Origin of the sequence: Priestia endophytica, assembly GCF_026790145.1 — a bacterium.
GTDB lineage: Bacteria > Bacillota > Bacilli > Bacillales > Bacillaceae_H > Bacillus_I > Bacillus_I endophytica_A.
In genome coordinates this window covers 575,340-598,690 of record NZ_JALAMS010000001.1, presented here as the reverse complement: position 1 = coordinate 598,690, position 23,351 = coordinate 575,340, and the positions used below count along the sequence as shown (strand labels likewise).

The window sequence follows — 23,351 nt, the reverse complement described above, 5'->3', positions numbered from 1 at the left end:
GGTTACTTATTCCTATCGTATCATAAAACAAAAAAAGGATGCTGATTTTAGCATCCCTACTTACTTATGTGAGATATAATAGGAATATCGTTTTCCAACAAGCATTTCATAGTTTTGAGCAGCAAGTAAATCTTCTCTCGCATTCGCAAACTCAGTTGCTGTAATCTCCGACATTTCGCCTGTTCCGTTTAACTCATTGTAACTTCTCTCCAACGCTTGCTGGATGAGAGAAAAATTGATACGTTCTTTCATTCAAGCATTCCTCCTTATATTTTTCATGAATACCTCTACTATATTCAAGGATTCTCATTCTATGCCTTCTTTTATTGTCGTCTTTTTCATAAAAGGATATACTTACTATAGAAAGTTGAAGGAGGAACAAAAATGATACGATTTGGCGTTATTGGGACCAACTGGATAACAGAGCGTTTTATTGATGCAGCTAAAGAACTCGATGATTTCTCTCTTACTTCTGTCTATTCAAGAACAGAAGAGAAAGCGCGCGAATTTGCTCATAAAACAGGTGCTTCTTTTACCTTTACTTCTATTGAAGAAATGGCAAAAAGCAATGAAATTGATGCAGTTTACATTGCAAGCCCAAACTCTTTTCATCATGACCAGGCTATTCTTTGTATGAAGCACGGTATTCATGTTTTATGTGAAAAACCGCTTGCTTCAAATGCAGTAGAAGTAGAAAATATGATTAAAACAGCTCAAGAACAAAAAGTAGTATTTATGGAAGCTATGAAAGCAACGCTTTTACCAACCTTCCTAAACATAAAAGAAAATGTCCATAAACTAGGGACTGTCCGCCGCTATGTTGGGAACTATTGTCAGTACTCATCACGCTATGATGCATTTAAAGAAGGGACTGTCTTAAACGCATTCAATCCAAAATTTTCAAACGGCGCACTTATGGACCTTGGCGTATACTGCCTTTATCCTCTCGTTGTCCTCTTTGGGCAACCAAAAAGCGTAAAAGCAGAAGCAACAATGCTTTCTTCAGGGGTTGATGGACAAGGAAGCATCATTCTTACATACGAAGATATGGAAGCTGTTATTACGTACTCTAAAATCACCAATTCTTCTCTTCCTTCTGAAATTCAAGGTGAAGAAGGAAACATGGTAATTGATGAAATTCACACGCCGAAAAAAGCACACATTTATTACCGTAATGGTGAACAAGAAGACATTAGTGTAGAGCAAAATGAAAAAGCAATGTATGCTGAAACAAAAGAATTCTTAACACTCATTAAGGAAGGGCGTTTAGAATCAAAAGTGAATTCACATAAAAATTCACTTATCACAGCAAAAGTTTTAACAGACATCAGGCAACAAATCGGCCTTGTTTTTCCGGCTGATCAATAAAAATAAGGGTTGAAAAAGCACTGCTTTTTCAACCCTTATTTTATGATTGAGGCTTTCGCGATGGACGCGGTCCCCAATATTGATAATAATTCGTTTCAATAAAGCCATTAAACAATTTACGTTTCTTTGTTGCTTGTTTTCCGTAAAACTGTTCGAATCCTTTATGTGACGTAATAATATATGCGCTCCATGTATCAAGTTTATTGAAAGATATACCAATCTCTTCATAGAGACGTTCAACTTGCTTACGCTCTTGCATACGTTCACCATACGGAGGATTCGCCACAATAACTCCGTATTCTTTGTTTGACGTAAGGTCACTTGCCTGCATTTGCTTGAATTCAACCAAATCTCCAAGACCTGCTTCAATGGCATTATTTTTTGCAATATCAATCATTTTGTGGTTAATGTCATATCCTGCAATATCAAGCGGTTGATCATAGTTTGCAAGATCTTCGGCTTCTTCGCGTGCTTTATCCCATACTTCCTGTGACATCCATGGCCACTGCTCTGAGTCAAACTCACGGTTAAAGCCTGGAGCAATATTTTGACCGATAAGAGCTGCTTCAATCGGAATTGTTCCAGACCCACAGAACGGATCAATGAACGGACGATCTGGATGCCATGTTGTAAGTTTAATAAGAGCTGCTGCGAGCGTCTCTTTTAACGGAGCTTCCCCTTGTCCTGTTCTGTAGCCGCGCTTATGTAATCCAGCACCTGACGTATCAATTGTGATTGTTGCAATATCTTTTAAAAGAGAAACTTCAATTTTAAAGAGCGGTCCTGTTTCTTCAAGCCATCCGCTTCTTACACCATAATGGCTTTTCACTTTCTCTACAATGGCTTTTTTCACAATACCTTGACAGTCTGAAACGCTAAAAAGCTTTGATTTTACTGATTTTCCACTCACAGGAAAGTTTGCATCAGCAGGTAAAAAGCGTCCCCAATCAAGTGCTTTTGTTCCTTCAAAGAGCTCATCAAATGTTGTTGCTTTAAACTCACCAACTTTAATTTTCACACGATCCGCTGTTCGAAGCCAAAGGTTTGAACGCGCGATAGCTAGCTCGTCTCCTTTAAAAACAACTTGACCATTTTTTACGTTTGCTTCATATCCTAATTCTTGTACTTCTTTACCAACGATTGCTTCAATACCCATTGCAGCCGTTGCAATTAGCGTATATTGCTTTTTCATTGTTCACATCCTCATTATGTTCAGTCATTCATATCATATCAAAATATTTCCCACAAAAAAACTCTCCTAGTAATCCACGCTAGGAGAGCTGATGTTGGAATGAAATTATTTAAGCTACAGTGTAGCCGTTCATAATAGCGTTTCGTAAGCCATGTTCTGTTCCGTTGTACTGCAAGCGGCTATATAGCCTCGTACTCAGGTGGTAATCATTTATCTACAAAAGCACGTAGCTTTCGTCCTTCCCTCCGTTTGGTTCCTTTAGGAAGATGCCCCTACCATTATTTGGGTTTCTCGCTCGAGGGGTTTACCGCGTTCCACTCTCACTATTTCTAGTGAGACTACGTCACTGTGGCACTTTCAGAGTACTCCAACCATATCAAATGACTTAGGTTGTTTCCCCGCCGTTAGCCCTTATAAGGCTACCCTAGCTTATGAATTGGCTAGGCACGAACACTACAAGCATCTCAGCTTGTGCGAGCATGGACTTTCCTCTACATTATCAAAGTAATGCAGCGATTACCTAAAACGCCATCACGAATAGCGACAAAACTTAGTATAATAAAAATAACCGCACTTTGCAACTTCTTTTTTTTGTTAAAGTTACCATCAGTCGTATAACTTGCTGCCAAACACGTGCTTTTCTAGGTTTGAAAGACGTTTTAAAATATCGAAATTTGTTGTACCTGCTTGTGGCTGTGTTGCCGCCTGTGGCTGGCTGCTAGGCTGCTGTGCTGAACGTTTTGGCATCTCTGTTAACTGACGTTTCAAACGATTGTTTTCTTGACGCAAAGCTTCTAGCTCCTGCTGAAAGTTCTCATAGTCTTTAATAATGGTGTCTAAAAACTGATCAACTTCCTCTTGGTTATAACCACGCATACTTGTTTTAAAATCTTGTTCTAAAATTTCCTTTGCCGTTAACTGAATTTTATCTGAAATCATTTTTTCACCTCATACATAACCCTTTTCATAATAACTGCTTTCTGTACCGGATCGCTATGTAGTGCCTCTCGCGAACGTTTTTCTTTAAATTAGTAAAGAACTCTTGCCTCTATTTTTTCAAAAAATGAGGCACTTGTCAATTTTCTTTTACAGAAATGTTACAAAAAGCTAATAACTGTCTTCATTAACAATTTCCTGCAAATCATCCATTGTAATCACATCAATCGGATAATTTCCTTTTTCTGCTTTCTTTTGAGCGAGTTTATACATATACTGTGGTGTTCCCTCATTATTCTCATCATAAACAATAATCATACTGTCGCTTTTCGCCATAAAAATTTGATTCTTTGCTCTAAATTGAGCTGGGTTTTCATATTTCTTTTTTGAAATGCTGTCAAAAAAGTCAGCGCTTCCGCAAATAAACTCATAAAACTCTTTATTTTCTTCATTCCAATTTTCTTCTTGATGGAGAAAAGGAGTTAAAATCGCTAGTTTTAAGTCGGGATATTCAAGCTGCAGATCAAGCACAACTTCAGCGCTCCAGAGCTCAACACCAAGCTGACCACTTATTAAGACCCATTCGCCTCCTTGTTCAATAAATGACAAAAGGCGTCTCTTTATTCCTTTTTTTATATAGTCAATACCAGGATGTGAAGAAGAAAACACACCAAGCTCAAATGGCTTATATCCTGTTATTGTTACAACACGACTCAATGCTTGTCCTCCTATCTATGTAAAAGAAGGAACTAGATCTAGTTCCTTCTCCCTTTTCTAGTAGCCGCCTCCAAATGGAGGGCGTTGTCCGTATGGAGGGCGTTGTCCGTAGTTGAATTGCTGGTTCGTTACCACATTTTCAGTAGACTGAGTATGCGGGAAGTAATGCTGATGTTTGAAATTTGTGTGATGAACATGTGTCGTGTGCGATGGATGAATGTGTGGTACGATCACTTCTTCATAGCTGTTTGTTGTACAACATTTTGTTGGATGAACAATCGGTGGCAATACTTTCGGACGATGACAATGATTTTTAAACATTTTTCATTTCCCCTTTCCTTTCTATTGGTACAATACTAACTTATGATGAAAGGGGACTACATGTACTAATATAAACACCTAATTTCGGTAGTTTTTCACATAAACAGCATGTTTATATTTTTTAAACTACTGAATATAACAACTGTTAAACCGACAAGTGCAAAAAAAGACACTAGTAAAATCTGTCTCATTGAAACCTCTCCATCTTTCTCTATTTTCTTTTAATATGGCAATATTTTAGCAAGTCTAAATCACATGAGCAAGCAACATTTTATTACATTTTCACAATGCAATGATTCCTTTTAAAAGCGCTACAGAGCAACCTTTTTCCGCAATCTTTTCAACCTTTTTTCAAGCTCTTGTTTTAGACGTTCATTTGTTGTTTCGTCTATATAACTATACGCTTTTTCGGCATGAAAAGTTGCATCTTTTATTTCTTTAAATTGATGTTCATAAAGCTTAGCAAGTTCAATTTGAGCTTGCATAATGAGGTTTCTTGTTCCTTTGATCCTCTCAAAATACCCTCGACTTTTTTCCCACTCTTTCTCACGTTTGGCCTGGATTCCTAAGGCAAACAGCGCCTTTTCTGCTTCCTCGTCCTCTCCATCGATTACTTCTTCATATTGACGTACGGCTCTTTCCTTTTCACCAAGCGCTTCGTACCATCTTGCTACTTCATACGATTCTGTAGACGTTCTATCAACATTTTGCAACAAATGTTTTGATAGATGAATGTACAGCGTAATAAGCGATAAAATATCGTGTTCATTATGCTGCATCACTTTCATAAGACCCTCAGTTTTTTTGGTTTCCACATAGTCAAAGTAAATCATTGGTGCTAAAAAACCCGGGATGTCATCATGACGCTCAATATTTAAAATTTCTTTCTCAACGTTAACAAGCTTGACAGATTCTAACTTATGCTTCCATAACCTTCTTGCCGCATGCAGTAAATCAAAGTGACCGAATGAAGGAAGCTTTGGCAGATGCTCACGAAGCAGTGTATGACGCGTTTTCACCATTGGCCAATCAAAAGATTTACCATTGTACGTAACAAGAGCTTCATAGTTCACTTCCTGTAAAAAACTCTCATAAAAAGCAATTTCCCCACTTTGATCAGGTAAAACATGCTGACGAAAAACAACCCCGTCTTGTTCAACCCGCGCATATCCGAGCAAAAAGATCGTTGTACCTGCTCCAGTGCTTAATCCTGTTGTTTCCGTGTCAAAGAAAAAGAGTTCATTTGTACTATATCCTTTTGATGATAACGGATGATGATAATCCGTTGCATTCCATCCTTCAATGACATGAGCAAGCTCCTTGAATGTGTATAAGCCATGTTTATAATCAAGCGGGTATTTTACTTCTCGAATTAAACAAAATCCTTCTGTTCCCTTATAAACAGTCGTATTAAAGTTTTCCCACTCGTCCAAATGTGGAATACTTTTTACAGGAGGACGCGATTTTGGTTTTTCTTTTCCTTCTTCTACATTCAAATGCGATTTCATTCGTGCCAGTTTGTTTTTAAGTGACATTTTTTTCACTCCGATTAAGTAACCCTTCTATAATAAATCAAGCAGCTCTAAGCTTCTTTCTTTAGCGTTTTGGGTATCAATTTCTGTTCCAATACAAGACGGACAGCCATCTTCACATGGACATCTTACAATAAGATCCTTTGCTGCTTCTTTAATTTCAGCAAATCGTTTAAATACATTTTCACTAAGTCCAATTCCCCCTGGATATCGATCATACAAAAAGACTGTTGGAAACCCTGTATATGTTGCTTTAATTTGGGGAACAACATATATATCATTGCGATCACACATAACATGAATAGGTACAACGTGACGCAGGACATTTGAAATACCTGCTAAAAGTTGCTCTAGTGCTTTTTCTTCAAATTCTCCTACATCTTGTAGCTCAAACCATGCTGAACTTGTATGAAGCTCTTCCTCCGGCAAATGAATTGGCCCTGATCCAATATTTTCAAACGTACTTAAACGGATTTTCTTAAAAATCGTTGGCATTGCATTAACCGCTACTTCTCCATAGTGAACATTTGAATGCTTATTTTCCATGCTTTCGTCAATTTCAAGCACTTTTAAATTAACCGCTAAGTTTGCATCTGTAAAATACTCAACGTCAACTTCTCTCACATATGCTTTCTTTTCTTCCCAATCAAGTTCTTCGACTTGATACTGAATACCTTGATGAAGATAAATAGCTTCTTCATGAAGAAGTGTCATAGCGCTAAAGCGATCCATTTCCCCAATAATTTGCCGATTTCCAGTTTCAGAAATATCCACAATCACAACATTTTCTTGTGATGCTGAACGAAGACTAATATTTGTAGCAGGGAAGGACTCATTAGCCCAGTACCATTTTTCTCCTGACTCGTAAAGCACTCTTTCCTCCACTAAAAATTCTAAAACGTCTTCAACCTCAACTCCGCCAAAAACTTCTCCTTTTCTAAAGGGAAGTTCGTATGCTGCACATTTCAAATGATCAACTAAAATCACTAAGTTATCGGGATTAATGCGCGCAAACTCAGGTGAACGTTCAAAAAAATAGTCTGGATGCTGAATGACGTACTGATCCATTGGAGAGGAGCTTCCAACCATCACAATGAGCGCTTCTCCGTGCTTTCTCCCCGCTCTTCCTGCCTGCTGCCATGTACTTGCAACAGTTCCAGGATATCCCGTCATAACACACACTTGAAGCTGACCGATATCTACACCAAGCTCAAGGGCATTTGTACTCACAACCCCCATGATGTCTCCTGTTCTTAAGCCTCTTTCAATTTCTCGGCGCTGTTTCGGTAAATAGCCTCCTCGATATCCTCTGATCGACTTTGGTCCAAGCTCACGTTTCACAAGCTCCTTTAAGTGACTTAAAATAATTTCAACTCGCACTCGACTTCTTGCAAACACAATTGTTTGAATATTATTCCTTAAGAAATCTTTGGCAAGTTCATTCACTTCAACTGTTGCACTTTTTCTTATATTAAGCGGCTTGTTCACAATGGGAGGATTGTAGAAAACAAAATGTTTTCTTCCGCTTGGCGCTCCGTTATTATCAATTAACGTCATCTTCTCTCCCGTGAGCCCTTCTCCGAGCTCAAGTGGGTTGGCAATTGTTGCAGATGTACATATAAAGAGCGGATAACTTCCATAAAAGTTGCAAATTCTTTTTAATCTTCGGATAACATTTGTAACATGGCTGCCAAAAATACCTCGGTATGTGTGAAGTTCATCAATTACTATATATTTTAGGTTCTCAAAAAGAGAGACCCATTTTGTATGATGAGGTAAAATAGCCGAATGAAGCATATCAGGATTTGTAATCACAATGTGCCCTGCTTTTCGAACCGTTTGCCGTATTTGAGGAGATGTGTCACCGTCATATGTGTAACTTTTAATATCAATTCCCATCTCCTCAATGATTTCATTAAGCTCGCTTTTTTGATCTTGAGCAAGCGCCTTTGTCGGAAAAAGGTAGAGGGCTCGGTTTTCTTCGTTCTCAGCAATCGACTGCAAAACAGGTAAGTTATAACACATCGTTTTCCCTGAAGCTGTTGGTGTGACAGCTACAATACTTTTCCTACCTTGAATTTCCTTATATGCTGTTGCTTGATGTGTATAAAGCTCTTCAACACCTCGTTTTTTCAATGCTCTCTTAATGCGCTCATCAATACTTTCGGGCATTTTCACTGTTTTAGCTTCTTTTGGCTCAATTTCATGCCAATAGGCAATATTTTCATTCTCTCTTAATCTATCAATTAACTCTTTTAAAGATTTTTTATGCTTCATTTTTGTCACCTCTATTCTTTTTATTCTATCGAATGTTTGTTTCGGTTTCTATAAGAAATATTTCCTTTCACTTTAAATATAAAAGCATAAAATTCCGCTTTTCTTCATATTTAAATGTACTTTCTTCTCTTTTATGTTTTTTCACAAAATAAAGCGATGAACAAAATCTTTCTTTGTTCATCGCTCCTACTTCTTTCTATATAAAATTCCTCATTCTCATCTAAAATTTATATAAGCTTTTTCATTACCCATTCAGACGCGATTTTCCCTCGATAGCGAGCTAATAAAGTTTCAAAATTAACTCCATTTGAATACTCGCTCCCCGTTTTCTCCCACCTTTTCAATGTAAGAGATTTCTATGAATCAACTGTAGTATTTATACGTGCAAATATAAAAATTGTTATTTTTATGAGTATTTATTTTCGTAAATCGATTTTCTCTTTTCTTGTATGAAGCATATAAAATGGTTATGATGTTAGTAAGATTGATGGAGGGATTACAATGCAACCAAAATATAAAACTGTAAAAGACGAAATTAAATCGTGGCTTATGAGTGATAAGTTTTCCCCGCATGATAAATTACCAACTGAAACACAACTTATGGAAAAATTTCATGTAAGTCGACATACTATCCGTAGAGCGATTGGAGATTTAGAAGTAGAACATTATCTATATCGTATTCAAGGTGGCGGAATGTATGTTGCAAATTGGCGAGAAAAACAGGAAACTCAAACGCTCACCAAAACAATTGCTGTGCTAACGACTCATATTGCTGACTATATTTTTCCCAGCATTATTGTTGGCATTGAAAAAGTTTTGTCAGAACATTCTTTTTCACTTTTACTTTCTAGTACACATCATGACATTTTATTAGAGCGGAAAAGCTTAGAAAATTTACTCTCACATCCGATTGAGGGCATTATTGTAGAGCCAACTAAAAGCTCCTATCCTAGTCAAAACATTGGGTTTTATAAAAACTTAGAAAAAAGCAATGTGCCTTGTGTTATGATTCACTCTACATATCAAGACACAAATTTTCCTTCTCTTACAATGGATGATACAAAAGGCGGATATATGGCAACTGAGCATTTGCTATCACTTGGACATCGTAAAATCCTTGGAATTTTCAAAACGGATGATCACCAAGGGTTAAAACGAATGAATGGCTTTATTTCTGCTTATCAACAAAATCCTTCTCTATCCGTTCCAGGAGATTTTATTACATATGGAACAAACGAGGAAAAGAAAGAGTTACCCCAGCGTATTAAAGCAAGTTTAACAAGTTCAAATCGCCCAACTGGTATTGTATGCTACAACGATCAAGTTGCTTTAACTGTGATGAGCATCGCTAAAGAACTAGGCCTGAGTATTCCAGAAGATTTATCAGTTGTTGGATATGATGACTCACAGGTCGCAAAGATTGTAGATGTTAAATTGACAACGATAAAGCACCCAAAAGAACAGATGGGAATTGACGCAGCAAATATGATTTTAAAACTTATTGAAGCCCCTCTTACAAAAAAAGTAGAATCGATTGTATACCAACCAGAGCTTGTCATCAGAGAATCAACAAAAGAAATAAAAAATTAAACATCTATTTTTCAATAGGTGTTTTTTTGTATGCACATTTTTTAACCATTGACACTTATACGTATAAATTACAGAATCAATTCCAAAGCAAGAGTTTTCTTCTTTAATATTGTAGGTTCATGGCTTATTATCTTTATTATTGGATTTACAGCTGCATTTTGTATTTCAAGGGGACCTATTCCTTGGATTATGATTCCTGAAATTTTCCCAAACCATTTAAGAGAAAGAGCTGTTGGATTAACGACGATGTTCTTATGGAGAGCAAACTGAGCAATCGGACAGTTTACCCCAATGCTCCTAAGCGGATTGGGAGGAGCATATGCTTTTTGGACGTTTGCTGTTATTAACGTTATATGCTTTATCTTTGTTATGACAATTGTACCGGAAACAAAAAATAAATCTCTTGAAGAAATTGAACAGTTTTGGACACCAAACAAAAAAGATACTCGAAAACTATCAGTTTAAACGAATAGTGACTCTCTTTTTATAATAAAAAGGCCAAATGCTATATTAGCATTTGGCTTCTTTCATACTTGTATTTTATTTTGCTCCCATTCTTTTATAATAGAAAGAGAGTCTTTATAATAATTTTTTACAACCTCAATATACCCTTCTTCCTTTATGGGTGTAAATGGATTTGGTCCAGGAGCAGTCATTTCCATAATAATTGGGCCTCTGTAGTCAATCTCGTGCAGCACTTCAATTTGTTCATGAATATTAGCGTGTCCTTGGCCAATACCTTGACGGTTTGAATCCCCAATATGATACACACCTAAATGTTGTCCAACCTCTTTTAGCGCTTGAGCTGGATTTTCCTCTTCAATGTTCATATGATATGAATCAAGGAGAACTTTCAAATTGGAGCTTTTCACATCTTCAATGAGTTTTAACGCTTCTTGCCCTGTTCGTACTTGGTGATTTTCATATCTGTTTAATACTTCAAATACAACTTCAATATGAAGGTTCTCAGCTTTTTGTAATATCTTTTTAGAGCTTTCAACAAGCCTTGCCCAATCTTTTTGTTCGTCTCCGCATCCAACAACTTTTCCAACATCCCCATGCAAACAAATTCGCTTTGCTCCAAGCTCATCTGCCCATGAAAGGAGATCTAGAAAATACTCAATCGCCTTTTTGCGAACGCTTTCATTATCACTTGAGATATCTACATTGTTTGGCGTAATAGACAGGATTTTTAAATCATATTTAGAAAGGATAGTGACTATTTCTCTAGGATCTTGACTAATATCTCCTTCCACTTCTACCCCATTTACTCCAACTTCACTTGCTAGACGACACTTTTCTTCAAAAGGAACATTTCCAAATGTCCATAAACATAGTCCATAGTCTCTTTTCATAGTGGCCTCCTATATGTGATAATTTTTCATTTTACTTTCGAATAGATACCGCGACTTCTCTAGAACGAATCGTTTTCTTTGATGAGATTTCAGCTTCAATTTTTTCAAGCGTTTTTCCTTTTGTTTCAGGAACAAATTTATAGACGAATAGAAAGGCAAAGATGCCAATCGCACCGTACGTAAGGAAAAGCGAACCTGAGCCAAAAGCATTTAATAAAACAGGGAATGAAAGGGATACAACAATGTTTGCTAACCAAAGCGTCGTACTTGCTAATCCGATTGCGGTACCACGAATTCTCAGTGGAAAAATCTCTGCAAGGACAACCCATACAACCATTCCCCAACTGGCTGAATACGCTACCATAAATAAGCATAAGCATGTTAATAAAAGCCATCCGGGCGCTGTAAAAAATAGCGTGCTAAGCCCAAGCACAACAAGAGCAATAGACATTCCTACATTACCGAGCAGCATGAGCATTCTTCTACCTATTTTATCAATCAGAACTAGACCAATCATTGTAAAAAGTAAGTTTACAATTCCAATTCCAATCGTTCCAGCAATAGCACTTGAAGCCCCAAAACCTGCATTTTCTAAAATGGTTGGGGTGTAATAGATGATAGTGTTTGTTCCAATCATCTGTTGAAAAATAGCTATTCCTACCCCGATGAATAAAATGGGTTTTACAGCTGGAGCAAATAGAGCAGAGAAAGGAACTTTTTCCGCTGCTTTTACTTCTTGGATATTCTTAATTTCTTCTTCAACAAGCTTTGCGTCACGAGTTAACAGCAAAACTTTGCGCGCGTCTCCTTCTCGATTTTGCTTTAATAGCCAGCGTGGACTTTCCGGCATAAAAAACATTCCAATCATTAAAAGAACAGAAGGTACGACGGCTAAAATCAGCATCCAATCCCATCTTCCTGAAGCAGAGAAAGCGAAGTTGACGATATAAGCCATAAGAATACCTAATGCATTCATTAGCGTATTTAGTGAAGCAACTCTTCCACGTATTGCTGCAGGGGCCATCTCTGAAAGATAAAGTGGTACAAGAGCAGAAGCTCCCCCAACAGGAACACCAAGGAAAATCCGAAATAACACAAGGACTTCCACGTTTGGTGCTAAACCTGTTCCAATTGCTCCAATTGTAAATAGAACACCAAGCAATATAATCGTTTTCTTTCGGCCAACCTTGTCAGCTATAGGTCCGCAAAGAGCAGCCCCAACTAAGGCACCAATTAAAACGCCGCTTACAACTAGTCCTTCCATAAAAGGGGTTAATCCTAAATCTTCCTTAATAAATAACAGCGCTCCAGATATAACGCCTGTATCATAGCCAAAAAGCAACCCACCTAAAGCTCCAAAAAAATAAATGACGCTAATATATGCTTTTTTAGATTTCATAACGTCCTCCAAAACCACTGTAGTTTTTATTTACCTCTTGGCAAAAGGCTTGCTTCTGTACTACGCTCTTTTTTATTTCCTACATTGTGAAGTCGACTCTCTTATAACGAGCTTTGGTGAAAGAGTTACTCGTTGTTTTACATCGCTTTTTTGCTCAATCTCACTTATAAGAAGTTCAATGACTTTTTCGCCCATTTCTTTCTTTGGCTGTTCAATTGTTGTAAGCTGTGGATCGCTAATTTTAGCAAGTATGCTATTATCAAAGCCAATCACAGAAAGTTCATGCGGAACGGAAATATTTAAAGAACGAGCAGCTTGCAAAACCCCGAGAGCAAGAATCTCGGTTGAAACGAAAATAGCAGTTGGTCTTTCTGAAACATCTTTCAACAGTTTTAAGCTTGCTTTTTTACTTTCATGAAGATCGTGCGGACAGTAGACAATATCTTTATCATTAAAAGGAAGATTTGAAAGCCGAAGACCTTCTTTAAATCCCTCTGCCCGCTGTTTAATAGAAGGAACATCAACATCTTCTGCAATCATGGCCATCCTTTTATGTCCAAGGTCTGCAAGATGAGTAGCTGCTTCATATCCACCTTGAAAATCATCAACTACCACCGTATGAAGCGGAAGATAAGGAACATCACGAGAAAGCATAGCAACAGGCATATCGCTTTCAACAAGCTCTTTTATTGCTTTTCTGTTTTTTAATCCTGTTGTAATAATAAGTCCATCAACGTATTTTTGACGAAGCATTGAAATATATTGATCTTCTCTTGTTGAGTCATTATCTGTACTGCAAATAATAACGTTAAATCCCCTCTTCCTTCCGCTGTCCTCCACGGCTCTTGCTACCTCAGCCATAAAGGGGTTTGCTACATCTGGAATTAATAATCCAATCGTTTTAATTGCTTTTTTTACAGATGAAACAACACTTGGCTGATACTGAAGTTCTTCGATTATATTACGAATTCTTTTTTTTGTTTTCTCACTAATGTTTCCTGTTCCATTTAATACTTTTGAAACAGTTGAAATCGAAACGTTCGCTTTTTTGGCTACATCATATATTGTCGCTTTCATGGGAAAACCACCTCTACTGTTGTTTACCATAAGTATAAGCGAACTTCGATTTCCTAAAAAGCTCTTCTCTGTCTTTTCTTATACAAGATTTGAAACAGTGTGCTCGATTTGAATTGGTTTCTTTTGCACAACAGATTCAATGCAAGCACGTGCAATAAGAAGGGCCATTCTTGCTTCTTCTCCTCCAACTGCTGTTTTTTCGTTATTTTGAACAGCATTCACAAAAGAAGCTAATTCTTCTACATAAGCATCGTGTAATAGATGCTGATCATAGCGAAGTGTATTATAACTTACTCCATCTTTGTTATAACGCGTCATATTAGATTCTCGAATACTTCCAATTGTCATCATCCCTTTTGAACCAAACGCTTCTGCTCTTACATCATATCCATATACAGCTTGGAAATTGGCTTCTGCAGTAGCAATTGCTCCATTATCATATTTAATTGTCACAACAGCTGTATCTAGGAAACCCCTTTCCTTAAAATCCGGTCTAACTAAGGCATCTGCTACAGCATATACTTCTACAGGAAGAGATCCTGGATTTAGATAGTTTAAAATATCAAAGTCATGAATGAGCGTTTCTAAAAATATTGTCCACTCTGGAACAGGGGCTGGGTCCGCTAATACTGGATCTCTTGTTAAAGAACGTAAAAGCTGCGGCGTTCCAAGATCTCCTTGTAAAATCTCATGATGTGCGCTTCTAAAATCTTTTGAAAATCTGCGGTTAAATCCTACTTGCAGAGGAACGTTGTACTCATTAACTGTTTGAATCACCTGATCTGCTTCCTCAATCGTTATAGCCATTGGTTTTTCGCAAAACACAGCTTTTCCATTTTGCGCTGCTCTAATAATATTTTCAGCATGCGTTCTAGCTGGCGAAGCAATCACAACTCCATCTATATTGGAATCTTTAAACATATCTGATGGATTATCATACGCTTTAGCTGACGAACCTAGTGTATGAATTAATTTTTCAGCAGCTCCACTCATAGGATCAGCTACAGCATATAATTCTGCTCCCAAAAGTCGCTTTTCTATTGTTTCTGCATGAAAAGCTCCCATTCTTCCTGCACCAACTAGACCAATTCTAATTTTCTTCATCTCCAACACCCCTATGTTTGTTCTATTCTAACTAAATATTTTAGGAAAGCTCTTTCCTTATAAACTGATTGTAAGCATTTTCATCAGTGAGGTCAATATCTTTTTTTATTATTCAGAAAAATACCCAAAGGACAAAGCAGAAAAAAGCTTTAGTCCTTTGGGTATGATAAAGAAGTGTTGATATAAATTTTCAGTTTCTCTCCTTCAATAGAATAACCATCTTTCATATAGTCCCATCCATATTTTTCATAATAGTCTTCAAGTTTTGTTGACAGGTAGAGCTCATCAAATCCTTTCTCTTTTGCTTTTTGAATTCCATGCTCTAAAAGGCGTTTACCTAAGCCTCTTCCTCTCCATTCTTTTTTCACATAAAGACAGGAAAACCAAGGCATTAAATCTTGTCGACTAATGAAATCTGTTCGTAGTAAAGCGTAAGAGGCAATAATTTCATTTCCGTTCACCATAATGTAAAAACGGGGTAGCTCTTCATCTGTATAACAAGAATGAAGCATACAATCTTGATAAAAATGCTGATTAGCTTGTGTTCCCCAAGCATTCCAAAAGAATTCTACCACATGATTGAAAAGCTCCATTTTCTCTTTCAATTCATAAATGATCATCTTTACCTCTCCTTTTCCGCTCATCTTTCTTCTCATTATAAACAACAGACTTCTGCGTTAGTCTAGAGTAAACATTCATTCTTGACAGAAATACTTACGAAAACGCATGAACGTAAAGAACATGGAGATATTAGAGAAAGAGGAGGTGCTAATATATGACAAATCCATATCTTTGCCCAAGCTGCAAAACCAATCGCACTCGTTTCAACCTTATTTCTCAAGTTGCTCAATCTGTAAAAATGGATCCACAGTCTGGAGAAATTACAAATGAATATGATGATAGCAATCGGGATGCATTCCATTTAGCTTACAAAGGACCAGAACGAAAAGTTCAGTGCGGAACGTGCGGGCTTGTGGAAGAAGAACAAACATTTATTAACCATGCCAAACTGAATCGCTAAAAGACTCAAGAACATCTTGAGTCTTTTTATTTACCTTTCTTATTTAATGCACTTCTTTTGTTTTACTCGTATAATAACAAGAAAACGCACTATTTTTATAAAGCAAAGGAGGGCTTTTTCTCATGAATTCCGCTGAACAAAGCTTCATAAAGTTAACATCAGATCTCGCTCATATTATGCAGTCTAAAGAGTATGAACATCGTGACATTATCTTTTTATGTATAGGATCAGATCGATCTATTGGTGACTCTTTAGGCCCTTTAGTTGGAACAATGCTCAAAGAAAAAAAAGTTCCCTTTGAAGTTTATGGCACATTAGAGACCCCTGTTCATGCGTTTAATTTAGAAGATACGTTAAAAAAAATCACTAAAAGATTCAAGAAATCTCTCATTATCAGCATTGATGCTTCTTTAGGAGATGAGGATCATGTTGGGTCTGCTTTTCTTAAAAAAGGGCCTGTTGTTCCTGGAAAAGCCTTAAAGAAACTGCTTCCCAAAACAGGTGATTTTCATATCACAGGCGTTGTAAACTATGTTGATCCCCTCCCTTCTACTCAATTCCTCAACGATACACGTCTTTATATAGTAAGAAATCTTGCTCTAGCTATTTCGGAAGCCGTATATCAAGCTTCATTAGAAAATGTTCAGCATTTATGAAAAAAAGCGGTTGTATAACCTCTACTAGTTATACAACCGCTTTTTTATATAATAGCTCCTGTAATAATTGAAACTACGATCATTACTAGTGAACAAATAAGAGCCCATACAAAAGCAAACTTTTGAATCTCACCAAGATCTTTTTTTACCATTCCGACGAGCAAGAGTGTTGAAGCAACAAGAGGGCTTAAAAAGTGAATAGGCTGACCTAATACAGAGGCTCGTGCAATTTCAACAGCCGTCGCTCCATAACTTGTTCCTGCTTCAGCTAAAATAGGCAAAACTCCAAAATAGTAAGCATCGTTAGATAAAATAAAGGTAAAAGGCATACTTGTTAAAGCCACAACAATAGGAAAAAACGATCCTAGTGATTCAGGGATAATAGCGACTAGAGAATTAGCTATAGCATCTACCATTTTTGTACCAGAAAAAATCCCTGTAAAGATACCAGCGGCGAATACAAGCGTAACAACCGTAATTGCATTTCCTGCATGAGCAATAATCCTCTCTCTCTGCTGCTCTATATTTGGATAATTAATAACAGATACTACGACAAAACCAATTAGAAACAAGACTGGGATTGGAATTAAGCCCATGATTAGAACAACCATAACAGTGATAGTTAAAATCAAATTCAGCCATCTTAAATTTGGTCGCTTCAAGTTATCTTGTGCAATAGAAGTGACGGCAGCTTCACTAATAGCGCTTTTCATCTCTGCAGCTTCCTTTATTGTGATAACTCCAAGGCGCTTTCGCTCTTTTCTTCCAAGCATATAAGCCGTAAAAACAATACACATCATTCCTGCTAACATTGTGGGTATACTACCGATAAAAAACTCATTTGCATCCAAATTAAGAGAAGCAATTGCCCTTGTAGAAGGTCCTCCCCACGGTGTCATTCCGCTCATAATACTAACGGAAAGCAATGAAACGGTAGCCAAGATTAAAGGATTCATTCCAAGTCTTAAATATAGCGGTAGCATAGCAGAAATGGTAATCATATGAGTTGTCGTACCATCTCCATCCAATGCAACCGTCATAGCTATCACTGCACTTCCAACCGCAATTTTTACAGGATCACCCTTCACAATTTTGAGCATCGTTCGAATAAGTGGATCAAAAAGACCCGCATCTATCAAAATACCAAAAAAGAGAATTGCAAATAATAAAAGAGCTGCTGAAGGAGCTACAACTTTTAAACCGTCAAGCATCATCTCTCCAATTTGGGACCCAAATCCCCCTATCAAAGCAAAAACGATAGGGATGATGGTAAGCGCTGCTACTGGTGATAGACGTTTAGACATCATTAAATACGTAAAAACAATAACCATTGATATTCCTAGAAATGTTAAAATGTTAAATCCCTCCCCTTATAAAAAAAGAAATCGCTTACAAAATCTTAAGAGACAATGAAGCGAAGCATATAAATTTCCCTGTGTTATTATTTACAGATTAGTCTAAATATTTTAATATGTAAAATATATTTTTTTGATAAAAATATTAAAAAAAACTTATAATCCAAATTTAAAAGAAAAAAGCACGCAATGCGTACTTTTATAGTTTCATCTTATTTATGAAATCAATAAATTGTTTTACAGCGGCAAGTTTTAATGAATCTTGATGGTACATAAGCCATGTATTACGAAGAACAGGTTCACCATTTTTATAAGAAAGACCATATGTATAAAGATTATCGGAAGGCTGCATGCAAATCTCCGGAAGAATAGAAACACCTAAATCATTTTTCACCATCTCTTTGCATGTTTCTTGCCGGTCCGTTTCCATTGTGACACGAGGAGGCGTTGAGAATCGATCATTCCACCATCCTGTAATAAGATTTTTTAAAGAGCTATCTGTTTTATAGTTAATGAACGGGATCGTTGGTAATTCGTTTAAGTTTACTTCTCTTTTTGAAATTAAGCAAAGACGCTCTCTGTGAAGAAGCGTCTTCATTCCATGCCAGCGATAATTTCCTCGTAAAATACCAAGTTGCACAACCGAAGAATTTAAAAGGTTCATAATCTCTGTGCTCCACCCGGTGTTTACGTTAAACTGAACAAGTGGAAACTGATTTGAGTACTGTTTTAAAATTTTCGGCAGTTTATATTGAGCAAAATTACTCGACGCTCCCAACCTTAGAGTGCCTCTAACCTCATTTTTCATATTCAACATATAATCTTTTGTAAGCTGCAGCTTTTTAATCATCTCCTCTGCATAGCTAGCCAAGTGAATACCTTCTGAAGTAAATTCAATCCCCCCTTTAACTTTTAAAAATATAGAAGTACCAAACTCATTTTCCAAGTTTTTAAGCCTGTACGTCAAAGCAGGCTGTGATACATAAAGGCGCTCTGCCGCTCTGCTTATATTTTTCTCTTCATATAGCGTTTTAATAGCTACCCAGTCCTTTTCATCCATTCTAATTCCTCCCTCATCTAGATTATAAAATTTTTTTATACTATTACTTTAAAAATATGTATTTCACTTATAACCAAACATATCATACTATATTTCTAAAGGAAGCGGTACCAAAGAAAATCTTATCATAAAGGTGGTTATCCTAATGAAAGTACCTGTAGCTTTAATGCGTGGTGGAACAAGCAAAGCCGTATTTTTCAACTATGATCATATGCCTTCAGATCATTCTCAATGGGAAGCTTTTCTGCTTGATATAATGGGAAGTCCTGATCAACGTCAAATTGATGGTCTTGGGGGTGGAAACTCTTTAACAAGTAAAGCTGCTATTATTCGTAAATCCACTTCTCCTCATATTGATGTTGAATACACATTTGGACAAGTGAGTTTAACAAATCAGACCGTTGATTTTAAAGGAAACTGCGGAAACATCTCATCAGCAGTTGGCCCATATGCTATTGAGCAAGGACTTGTCCAAGCGGTAGAACCAATTACAACAGTAAGAATTTTCAACACAAATACGAAAAAGCTTATTACGGCAGATGTTGAAGTGAAAGATGGGCATGTAAAAACTGACGGAAGATTTTCAATTCCAGGCGTACCTGGTACAGGTTCTCCTATCTATCTTTCTTTCACTAAAAGTGAAGGAGCTGTGACAGGAAAACTTTTTCCGACTGGAAATCCTAAAGATACAATAAAAGTGAAAGATAAAATCTTGCAGATCTCAATTGTAGATGTTGCAAATCCACTTGTATTTATACGGGCTGCGGACATCGGCTTAACTGGAACGGAATTACCACATGAATACACACCTGAACAATTAGATTTATTTGAAAGTATTCGTTCCATTGCTGCTGAACTGTGCGGTTTTTCTCCTAAAGAAAAGGCAACCGTAAAAACCCCAGCTGTACCAAAGCTAACTCTCATTGCTCCCCCTATGAACTATACGGATGTAACAGGTGTAAATAGAGAAGCAAAAAATATGAATCTTGTCATTCGAATGATGTCTATGCAAAAACCTCATCAAGCCTTAGCGATTACAGGAGCTATTTGCTCTACAGCATCAGCTTTCTTAGAAGATACCATTGTTTCTGATTTAGTAAAAGTGAATAATGCTATATTTCGTTTAGGTCACCCAGCAGGCATTATGGAAACAAAAGTTGATATTGAAGCAGGTCATATTCAAAGCATTAAAGTAGCTCGTACAGCTCGGAAGATTTTCGAAGGTTATGTTTATACAAAACATAACTATGAGATATCTTACAATCTCGCCTAACTTGCTACATTTAAACTTCTAGTAATATTCTGTTGCTAAAAAGCCTTAACAACAATTAAGGCTTTTTTACATATAATCAACAATTTTTCTTTCTGTGTTTTTTTCTACTGGAGCAACTGGAGTTAATATTGCGGCGTTATTAATTAGGTATACCTCTTCATCAACGGTGATATTTTGGAATATATTCTTTATTTTTTTCTACTTTTTCGGTTTCTCGCAAATCTAGTTGATCAAAACAAAATAATTTGTTTCGTCTCTCTGCTAGCTTTTCTAACTCCCTATTTCCTTTTCTTTGTTCGTCAACCCATCTTATTCTGAAACGAAAAAATGGTTAATTGTCCTGATTCAATTCTTCATTTGTAGAAAGCATGTTTATAAAATGTTTGGTAAATCTAAAAGGATGAAAATGAATAAAAAAAAGCTTCTTAAAAAAGGGAGGAATACAAAATGAAAATGGCTGGAAATACCGTCCTCATTACAGGGGGAGGCTCAGGAATTGGGTTAGCTTTTGCCGAGCGCTTCTTAGAAAAAGGAAACAACGTTATTATTGTAGGCCGTCGTGAAGAAAAGCTTCAGGAAGCAAAAGAAAAATTTCCTGAACTGCATACAAAAGGATGTGATCTTTCTAAACAAGAAGAACGAATTTCTTTATTTGAATGGGTTACGTCTCACTTTCCGGGTATTAATGTATTAGTAAATAATGCTGGAATTCAACAAAGAGTAAATGTGTTAAAAGCAACGGAGAGTTGGGACTATTACAGCAAGGAAATCCATATTAATGTTGAAGGACTAATCCACCTTTCCATGTTATTCATTCCTTACTTTCTAACTCGAACAGATGCATCAATCATTAATATTTCATCAGGATTAGCAATAAGACCTGGTGCATGGGTGCCTATTTATAGTGCTACAAAAGCAGCTGTTCATTCTTTTACAACTTCTCTTCGTCTTCAGCTCGTGGATACTCATATATCTGTTGTAGAAGTGTTTCCACCAGCTGTGAATACAGATTTAGGAGGGGTTGGGCTTCATACGTTGGGGGCTCCATTAAATGCTTTTGCTGACTCGATTTTTGAGCGCTTTGAAAAAGGAGACTTAGAAATTGGCTATGAAGATTCGGAAAAAAGGCTTCATGCTTCACGAGAGGAAAATGAAGAAGGTATGAAAAAAGCGTGGGAAGGGTTTTTAAAAGGAAATCCTGACTTTTAACTCCCTCCCTCGCTTCCTTATAAAGCGAGGGGGAAGTTCTATGATAGGGGTGTTAAAATATACTCCGCGTACTCTTTAGCACTTTTCTGAATTTCTTCTTTTGTTGCTTCGGATGTACCATAAAAAAGATACGAAGGTAAAAAAGTCGTGCCAATTAAATTACTTGTTGCTTGAAACGGCTTCAACAGCTCGCTCATTGAATAATGATTAAGTCCTCCTGCTCTATACTTCTCTTCGCCACTTCCTGTTGTAACCGCTAAAATGAGCTCTTTTCCATGCAGCGCATTCCCATTTGATCCATATGCCCATCCGTATGTAAGTACTTTATCTTGCCACTCTTTTAAAAGTGAAGGAGAGCTATACCAATAGAACGGAAATTGCCACACAATACGGTCATGCGCTTCGCAAAGTTCTTGCTCTCTTTGCACGTCGATCTCTTCTTTATATTCTTGATAAAGTTCATGAACCGTTATATTATCATGCTTTTTCAGCTCTTCCCTCCATGCTTTATTAACTGTTGATTGTTCAATTGCAGGATGAGCGATAATCACTAAAACCTTCATATGAAATCCTCCTTTTATTTTCTTGTTTCTATTTTAACAGCCTAGTTCATTTCAGCCTAATGATTACACTTTTGATTATGGACATGTTTTTTCCTTAGGTGAATATATTTAAAGAATAGCCGATGTGCTATCCATCTTTGAAGGAGTGACAAACTGTGAAAGGAAATCACGATAACTATGCTTCTATTTTCTTTCAGCGCATTTTAAATACAATGATCTTCTTTTTAGGCATTATTCTTTCTTTGTTTCTTGTTAAAAAAACCATTTTTCTGATTCAAAGTCTTGCGCTACACGATGACAAAACGTCTTACTACTCTCTTGTTGAGGGCATTCTCGTTTATTTCCTTTACTTTGAATTTTTAAGTCTTGTTGTGAAATACTTTCAAAACAACAATCATTTTCCCCTTCGCTATTTTATTTATATTGCAGTTACAGCCATTGTTCGATTAATTATCGTTAATCATGAAGAACCAATGACAACGTTCGTCTATACGCTAGCCATTTTAACTCTTATTATTTCTCTTCTTCTTGCTAATCTGCGCTTTGTTCGTGATGACTAAAAAATCCTCGCATAAAAAACCATCATCTGACAAACCTACTTATAAAACACCCTTTTAGATTATGTGAAGGAGCGAAAATGATGGACGAATATTTTCATCTGCTTTTACGCACGCCGTTTATGTTTGTTGTCATCCTAATCTTTTTTCGCTTAACAGGAAAAAAAGACCTAGGAGACGTTAGTGTTTTAGATGTTGGTATTACCCTTATGATTGCAGACTTAGCTGTATTAACCATCGAAAATCCTGAAAGCTCCATTTTCAAAGGGCTTCTTCCTATTATTTTACTAATTATTATTCAGTTTATCCTTTCTAAAGTAACGCTTAAAAGTCAAAAAGCTCGAGCCATAATGGATGGGCGTCCTTCACTTGTTATTGAACATGGAAAATGTAATCAAAAGGTGATGCGTGACCTCGGCTATACATTAGATGATTTATATCTTCAACTTCGCAGCAAAGATATTGCAGACATCTCAAAAGTAAGCTTTGCTCTTTTAGAACCAACGGGACATTTATCGGTTTTTCAGCATAAAGATGATTTTTCACTTCCGCTTATTCTAGATGGAAATATTCAAAAACAACACCTTAACCTGATTAATAAAGATGAAAAATGGTTAAAAGAAGAGTTAACAAAATTAGGAAACGAGAAAATTCAAGATATTTTCATTTGTAGTTATACAAATGAAGAATTTTATATTGAAATGCTTGATAATAAAGCAGCAATAGAGTAAAAAAAGCTTTCTTTCCTTTCACAGAAGCAGAGAAAGCTTTTGTTTGCTTTTTCATTTT

Annotated in this window: 23 protein-coding genes, 1 other RNA gene and 1 pseudogene; 9 read left to right on the top strand and 16 right to left on the bottom strand. The window is 36.7% G+C overall.

Annotated elements, in window-relative coordinates; genetic code table 11:
- Window positions 1-60: 60 nt before the first annotated feature.
- Window positions 61-252 carry a DUF3921 family protein gene (locus MOC86_RS03060; protein ID WP_019393131.1) on the bottom strand — a complete coding sequence of 64 codons (192 nt, stop codon included), beginning with the start codon at window positions 250-252 and terminating at the stop codon, window positions 61-63.
- Window positions 253-384: 132 nt separating this feature from the next.
- Between MOC86_RS03060 and MOC86_RS03055 the strand changes: the two genes are divergently transcribed.
- A complete protein-coding gene (locus MOC86_RS03055; RefSeq protein WP_268582657.1) occupies window positions 385-1,368 on the top strand; it encodes a Gfo/Idh/MocA family protein in 984 nt (327 codons plus the stop codon).
- Between the two features lie 40 nt (window positions 1,369-1,408).
- Here the strand turns inward: MOC86_RS03055 and MOC86_RS03050 are convergent, their stop codons facing one another.
- The 7 genes from MOC86_RS03050 to MOC86_RS03020 all read right to left on the bottom strand — a co-directional run bounded on the left by MOC86_RS03050 (window position 1,409) and on the right by MOC86_RS03020 (window position 8,343).
- Window positions 1,409-2,560: a THUMP domain-containing class I SAM-dependent RNA methyltransferase gene (locus MOC86_RS03050; RefSeq protein ID WP_268582656.1), complete on the bottom strand. Its 1,152-nt coding sequence runs from the start codon at window positions 2,558-2,560 to the stop codon at window positions 1,409-1,411.
- 140 nt (window positions 2,561-2,700) lie between these two features.
- An RNA gene (rnpB, locus tag MOC86_RS03045) (RNase P RNA component class B) lies at window positions 2,701-3,088 on the bottom strand.
- Window positions 3,089-3,166: 78 nt separating this feature from the next.
- Window positions 3,167-3,499 (bottom strand): cell division regulator GpsB, encoded by a 333-nt coding sequence (gene gpsB / locus MOC86_RS03040; protein WP_243513527.1) that lies wholly within the window; start codon window positions 3,497-3,499, stop codon window positions 3,167-3,169.
- Between the two features lie 168 nt (window positions 3,500-3,667).
- Entirely contained in the window at window positions 3,668-4,213 is a 546-nt protein-coding gene (locus tag MOC86_RS03035) for a DUF1273 domain-containing protein (RefSeq protein ID WP_268582655.1), read from the bottom strand.
- A gap of 57 nt (window positions 4,214-4,270) precedes the next feature.
- Window positions 4,271-4,534: a spore coat protein gene (locus MOC86_RS03030; protein WP_113713547.1), complete on the bottom strand. Its 264-nt coding sequence runs from the start codon at window positions 4,532-4,534 to the stop codon at window positions 4,271-4,273.
- A 311-nt stretch (window positions 4,535-4,845) separates the two neighbouring features.
- Window positions 4,846-6,069: a ribonuclease H-like domain-containing protein gene (locus MOC86_RS03025; RefSeq protein ID WP_268582654.1), complete on the bottom strand. Its 1,224-nt coding sequence runs from the start codon at window positions 6,067-6,069 to the stop codon at window positions 4,846-4,848.
- Between the two features lie 27 nt (window positions 6,070-6,096).
- Entirely contained in the window at window positions 6,097-8,343 is a 2,247-nt protein-coding gene (locus MOC86_RS03020) for a DEAD/DEAH box helicase (RefSeq protein ID WP_268582653.1), read from the bottom strand.
- 501 nt (window positions 8,344-8,844) lie between these two features.
- Here MOC86_RS03020 and MOC86_RS03015 point away from each other — a divergent pair.
- Window positions 8,845-9,933 carry a GntR family transcriptional regulator gene (locus MOC86_RS03015; RefSeq protein ID WP_243513532.1) on the top strand — a complete coding sequence of 363 codons (1,089 nt, stop codon included), beginning with the start codon at window positions 8,845-8,847 and terminating at the stop codon, window positions 9,931-9,933.
- A 114-nt stretch (window positions 9,934-10,047) separates the two neighbouring features.
- Window positions 10,048-10,398 (top strand): annotated as a pseudogene (locus MOC86_RS03010) (MFS transporter); the annotation flags it as partial.
- Window positions 10,399-10,460: 62 nt separating this feature from the next.
- Here MOC86_RS03010 and MOC86_RS03005 read toward each other — a convergent pair.
- From MOC86_RS03005 to MOC86_RS02985, 5 genes are all read right to left on the bottom strand, one after another.
- The gene (locus MOC86_RS03005; RefSeq protein WP_268582652.1) at window positions 10,461-11,288 is read right to left on the bottom strand and encodes a sugar phosphate isomerase/epimerase family protein; all 828 of its coding nucleotides are present in this window, start codon (window positions 11,286-11,288) and stop codon (window positions 10,461-10,463) included.
- 31 nt (window positions 11,289-11,319) lie between these two features.
- Window positions 11,320-12,699, bottom strand: a complete 1,380-nt coding sequence (locus MOC86_RS03000; protein WP_268582868.1) for a sugar porter family MFS transporter — start codon at window positions 12,697-12,699, stop codon at window positions 11,320-11,322.
- A 60-nt stretch (window positions 12,700-12,759) separates the two neighbouring features.
- Window positions 12,760-13,764 (bottom strand): LacI family DNA-binding transcriptional regulator, encoded by a 1,005-nt coding sequence (locus MOC86_RS02995; protein WP_268582651.1) that lies wholly within the window; start codon window positions 13,762-13,764, stop codon window positions 12,760-12,762.
- 78 nt (window positions 13,765-13,842) lie between these two features.
- The gene (locus tag MOC86_RS02990; protein ID WP_268582650.1) at window positions 13,843-14,868 is read right to left on the bottom strand and encodes a Gfo/Idh/MocA family oxidoreductase; all 1,026 of its coding nucleotides are present in this window, start codon (window positions 14,866-14,868) and stop codon (window positions 13,843-13,845) included.
- Between the two features lie 149 nt (window positions 14,869-15,017).
- Window positions 15,018-15,488, bottom strand: coding sequence for a GNAT family N-acetyltransferase (locus MOC86_RS02985; RefSeq protein ID WP_268582649.1), 471 nt, complete (start codon window positions 15,486-15,488; stop codon window positions 15,018-15,020).
- A 155-nt stretch (window positions 15,489-15,643) separates the two neighbouring features.
- Here MOC86_RS02985 and MOC86_RS02980 point away from each other — a divergent pair, with 155 nt between their 5' ends.
- Window positions 15,644-15,889, top strand: coding sequence for a hypothetical protein (locus tag MOC86_RS02980; RefSeq protein ID WP_019393115.1), 246 nt, complete (start codon window positions 15,644-15,646; stop codon window positions 15,887-15,889).
- Between the two features lie 122 nt (window positions 15,890-16,011).
- Window positions 16,012-16,545, top strand: coding sequence for a spore protease YyaC (gene yyaC, locus MOC86_RS02975; protein ID WP_268582647.1), 534 nt, complete (start codon window positions 16,012-16,014; stop codon window positions 16,543-16,545).
- A gap of 44 nt (window positions 16,546-16,589) precedes the next feature.
- Here yyaC and MOC86_RS02970 read toward each other — a convergent pair whose 3' ends face one another.
- On the bottom strand, window positions 16,590-17,900 hold the full coding sequence (locus MOC86_RS02970; protein WP_268582867.1) for a CitMHS family transporter: 1,311 nt from the start codon (window positions 17,898-17,900) through the stop codon (window positions 16,590-16,592).
- A gap of 199 nt (window positions 17,901-18,099) precedes the next feature.
- Complete coding sequence (locus tag MOC86_RS02965) at window positions 18,100-18,960, bottom strand: LysR family transcriptional regulator (RefSeq protein ID WP_268582646.1); 861 nt, start codon at window positions 18,958-18,960, stop codon at window positions 18,100-18,102.
- A 145-nt stretch (window positions 18,961-19,105) separates the two neighbouring features.
- Between MOC86_RS02965 and MOC86_RS02960 the strand changes: the two genes are divergently transcribed.
- Window positions 19,106-20,233: a 2-methylaconitate cis-trans isomerase PrpF family protein gene (locus MOC86_RS02960; RefSeq protein WP_268582645.1), complete on the top strand. Its 1,128-nt coding sequence runs from the start codon at window positions 19,106-19,108 to the stop codon at window positions 20,231-20,233.
- A 447-nt stretch (window positions 20,234-20,680) separates the two neighbouring features.
- Complete coding sequence (locus tag MOC86_RS02955; protein WP_268582643.1) at window positions 20,681-21,442, top strand: SDR family oxidoreductase; 762 nt, start codon at window positions 20,681-20,683, stop codon at window positions 21,440-21,442.
- Between the two features lie 38 nt (window positions 21,443-21,480).
- Here the strand turns inward: MOC86_RS02955 and MOC86_RS02950 are convergent, their stop codons facing one another.
- Window positions 21,481-22,005, bottom strand: coding sequence for an NAD(P)H-dependent oxidoreductase (locus MOC86_RS02950; protein ID WP_268582641.1), 525 nt, complete (start codon window positions 22,003-22,005; stop codon window positions 21,481-21,483).
- A gap of 155 nt (window positions 22,006-22,160) precedes the next feature.
- Between MOC86_RS02950 and psiE the strand changes: the two genes are divergently transcribed.
- Together psiE and MOC86_RS02940 are read left to right on the top strand one after the other, a co-directional pair.
- The gene (gene psiE, locus MOC86_RS02945) at window positions 22,161-22,565 is read left to right on the top strand and encodes a phosphate-starvation-inducible protein PsiE (RefSeq protein WP_243513575.1); all 405 of its coding nucleotides are present in this window, start codon (window positions 22,161-22,163) and stop codon (window positions 22,563-22,565) included.
- A gap of 80 nt (window positions 22,566-22,645) precedes the next feature.
- Window positions 22,646-23,293 (top strand): DUF421 domain-containing protein, encoded by a 648-nt coding sequence (locus tag MOC86_RS02940; protein WP_268582640.1) that lies wholly within the window; start codon window positions 22,646-22,648, stop codon window positions 23,291-23,293.
- Window positions 23,294-23,351: the final 58 nt, after the last annotated feature.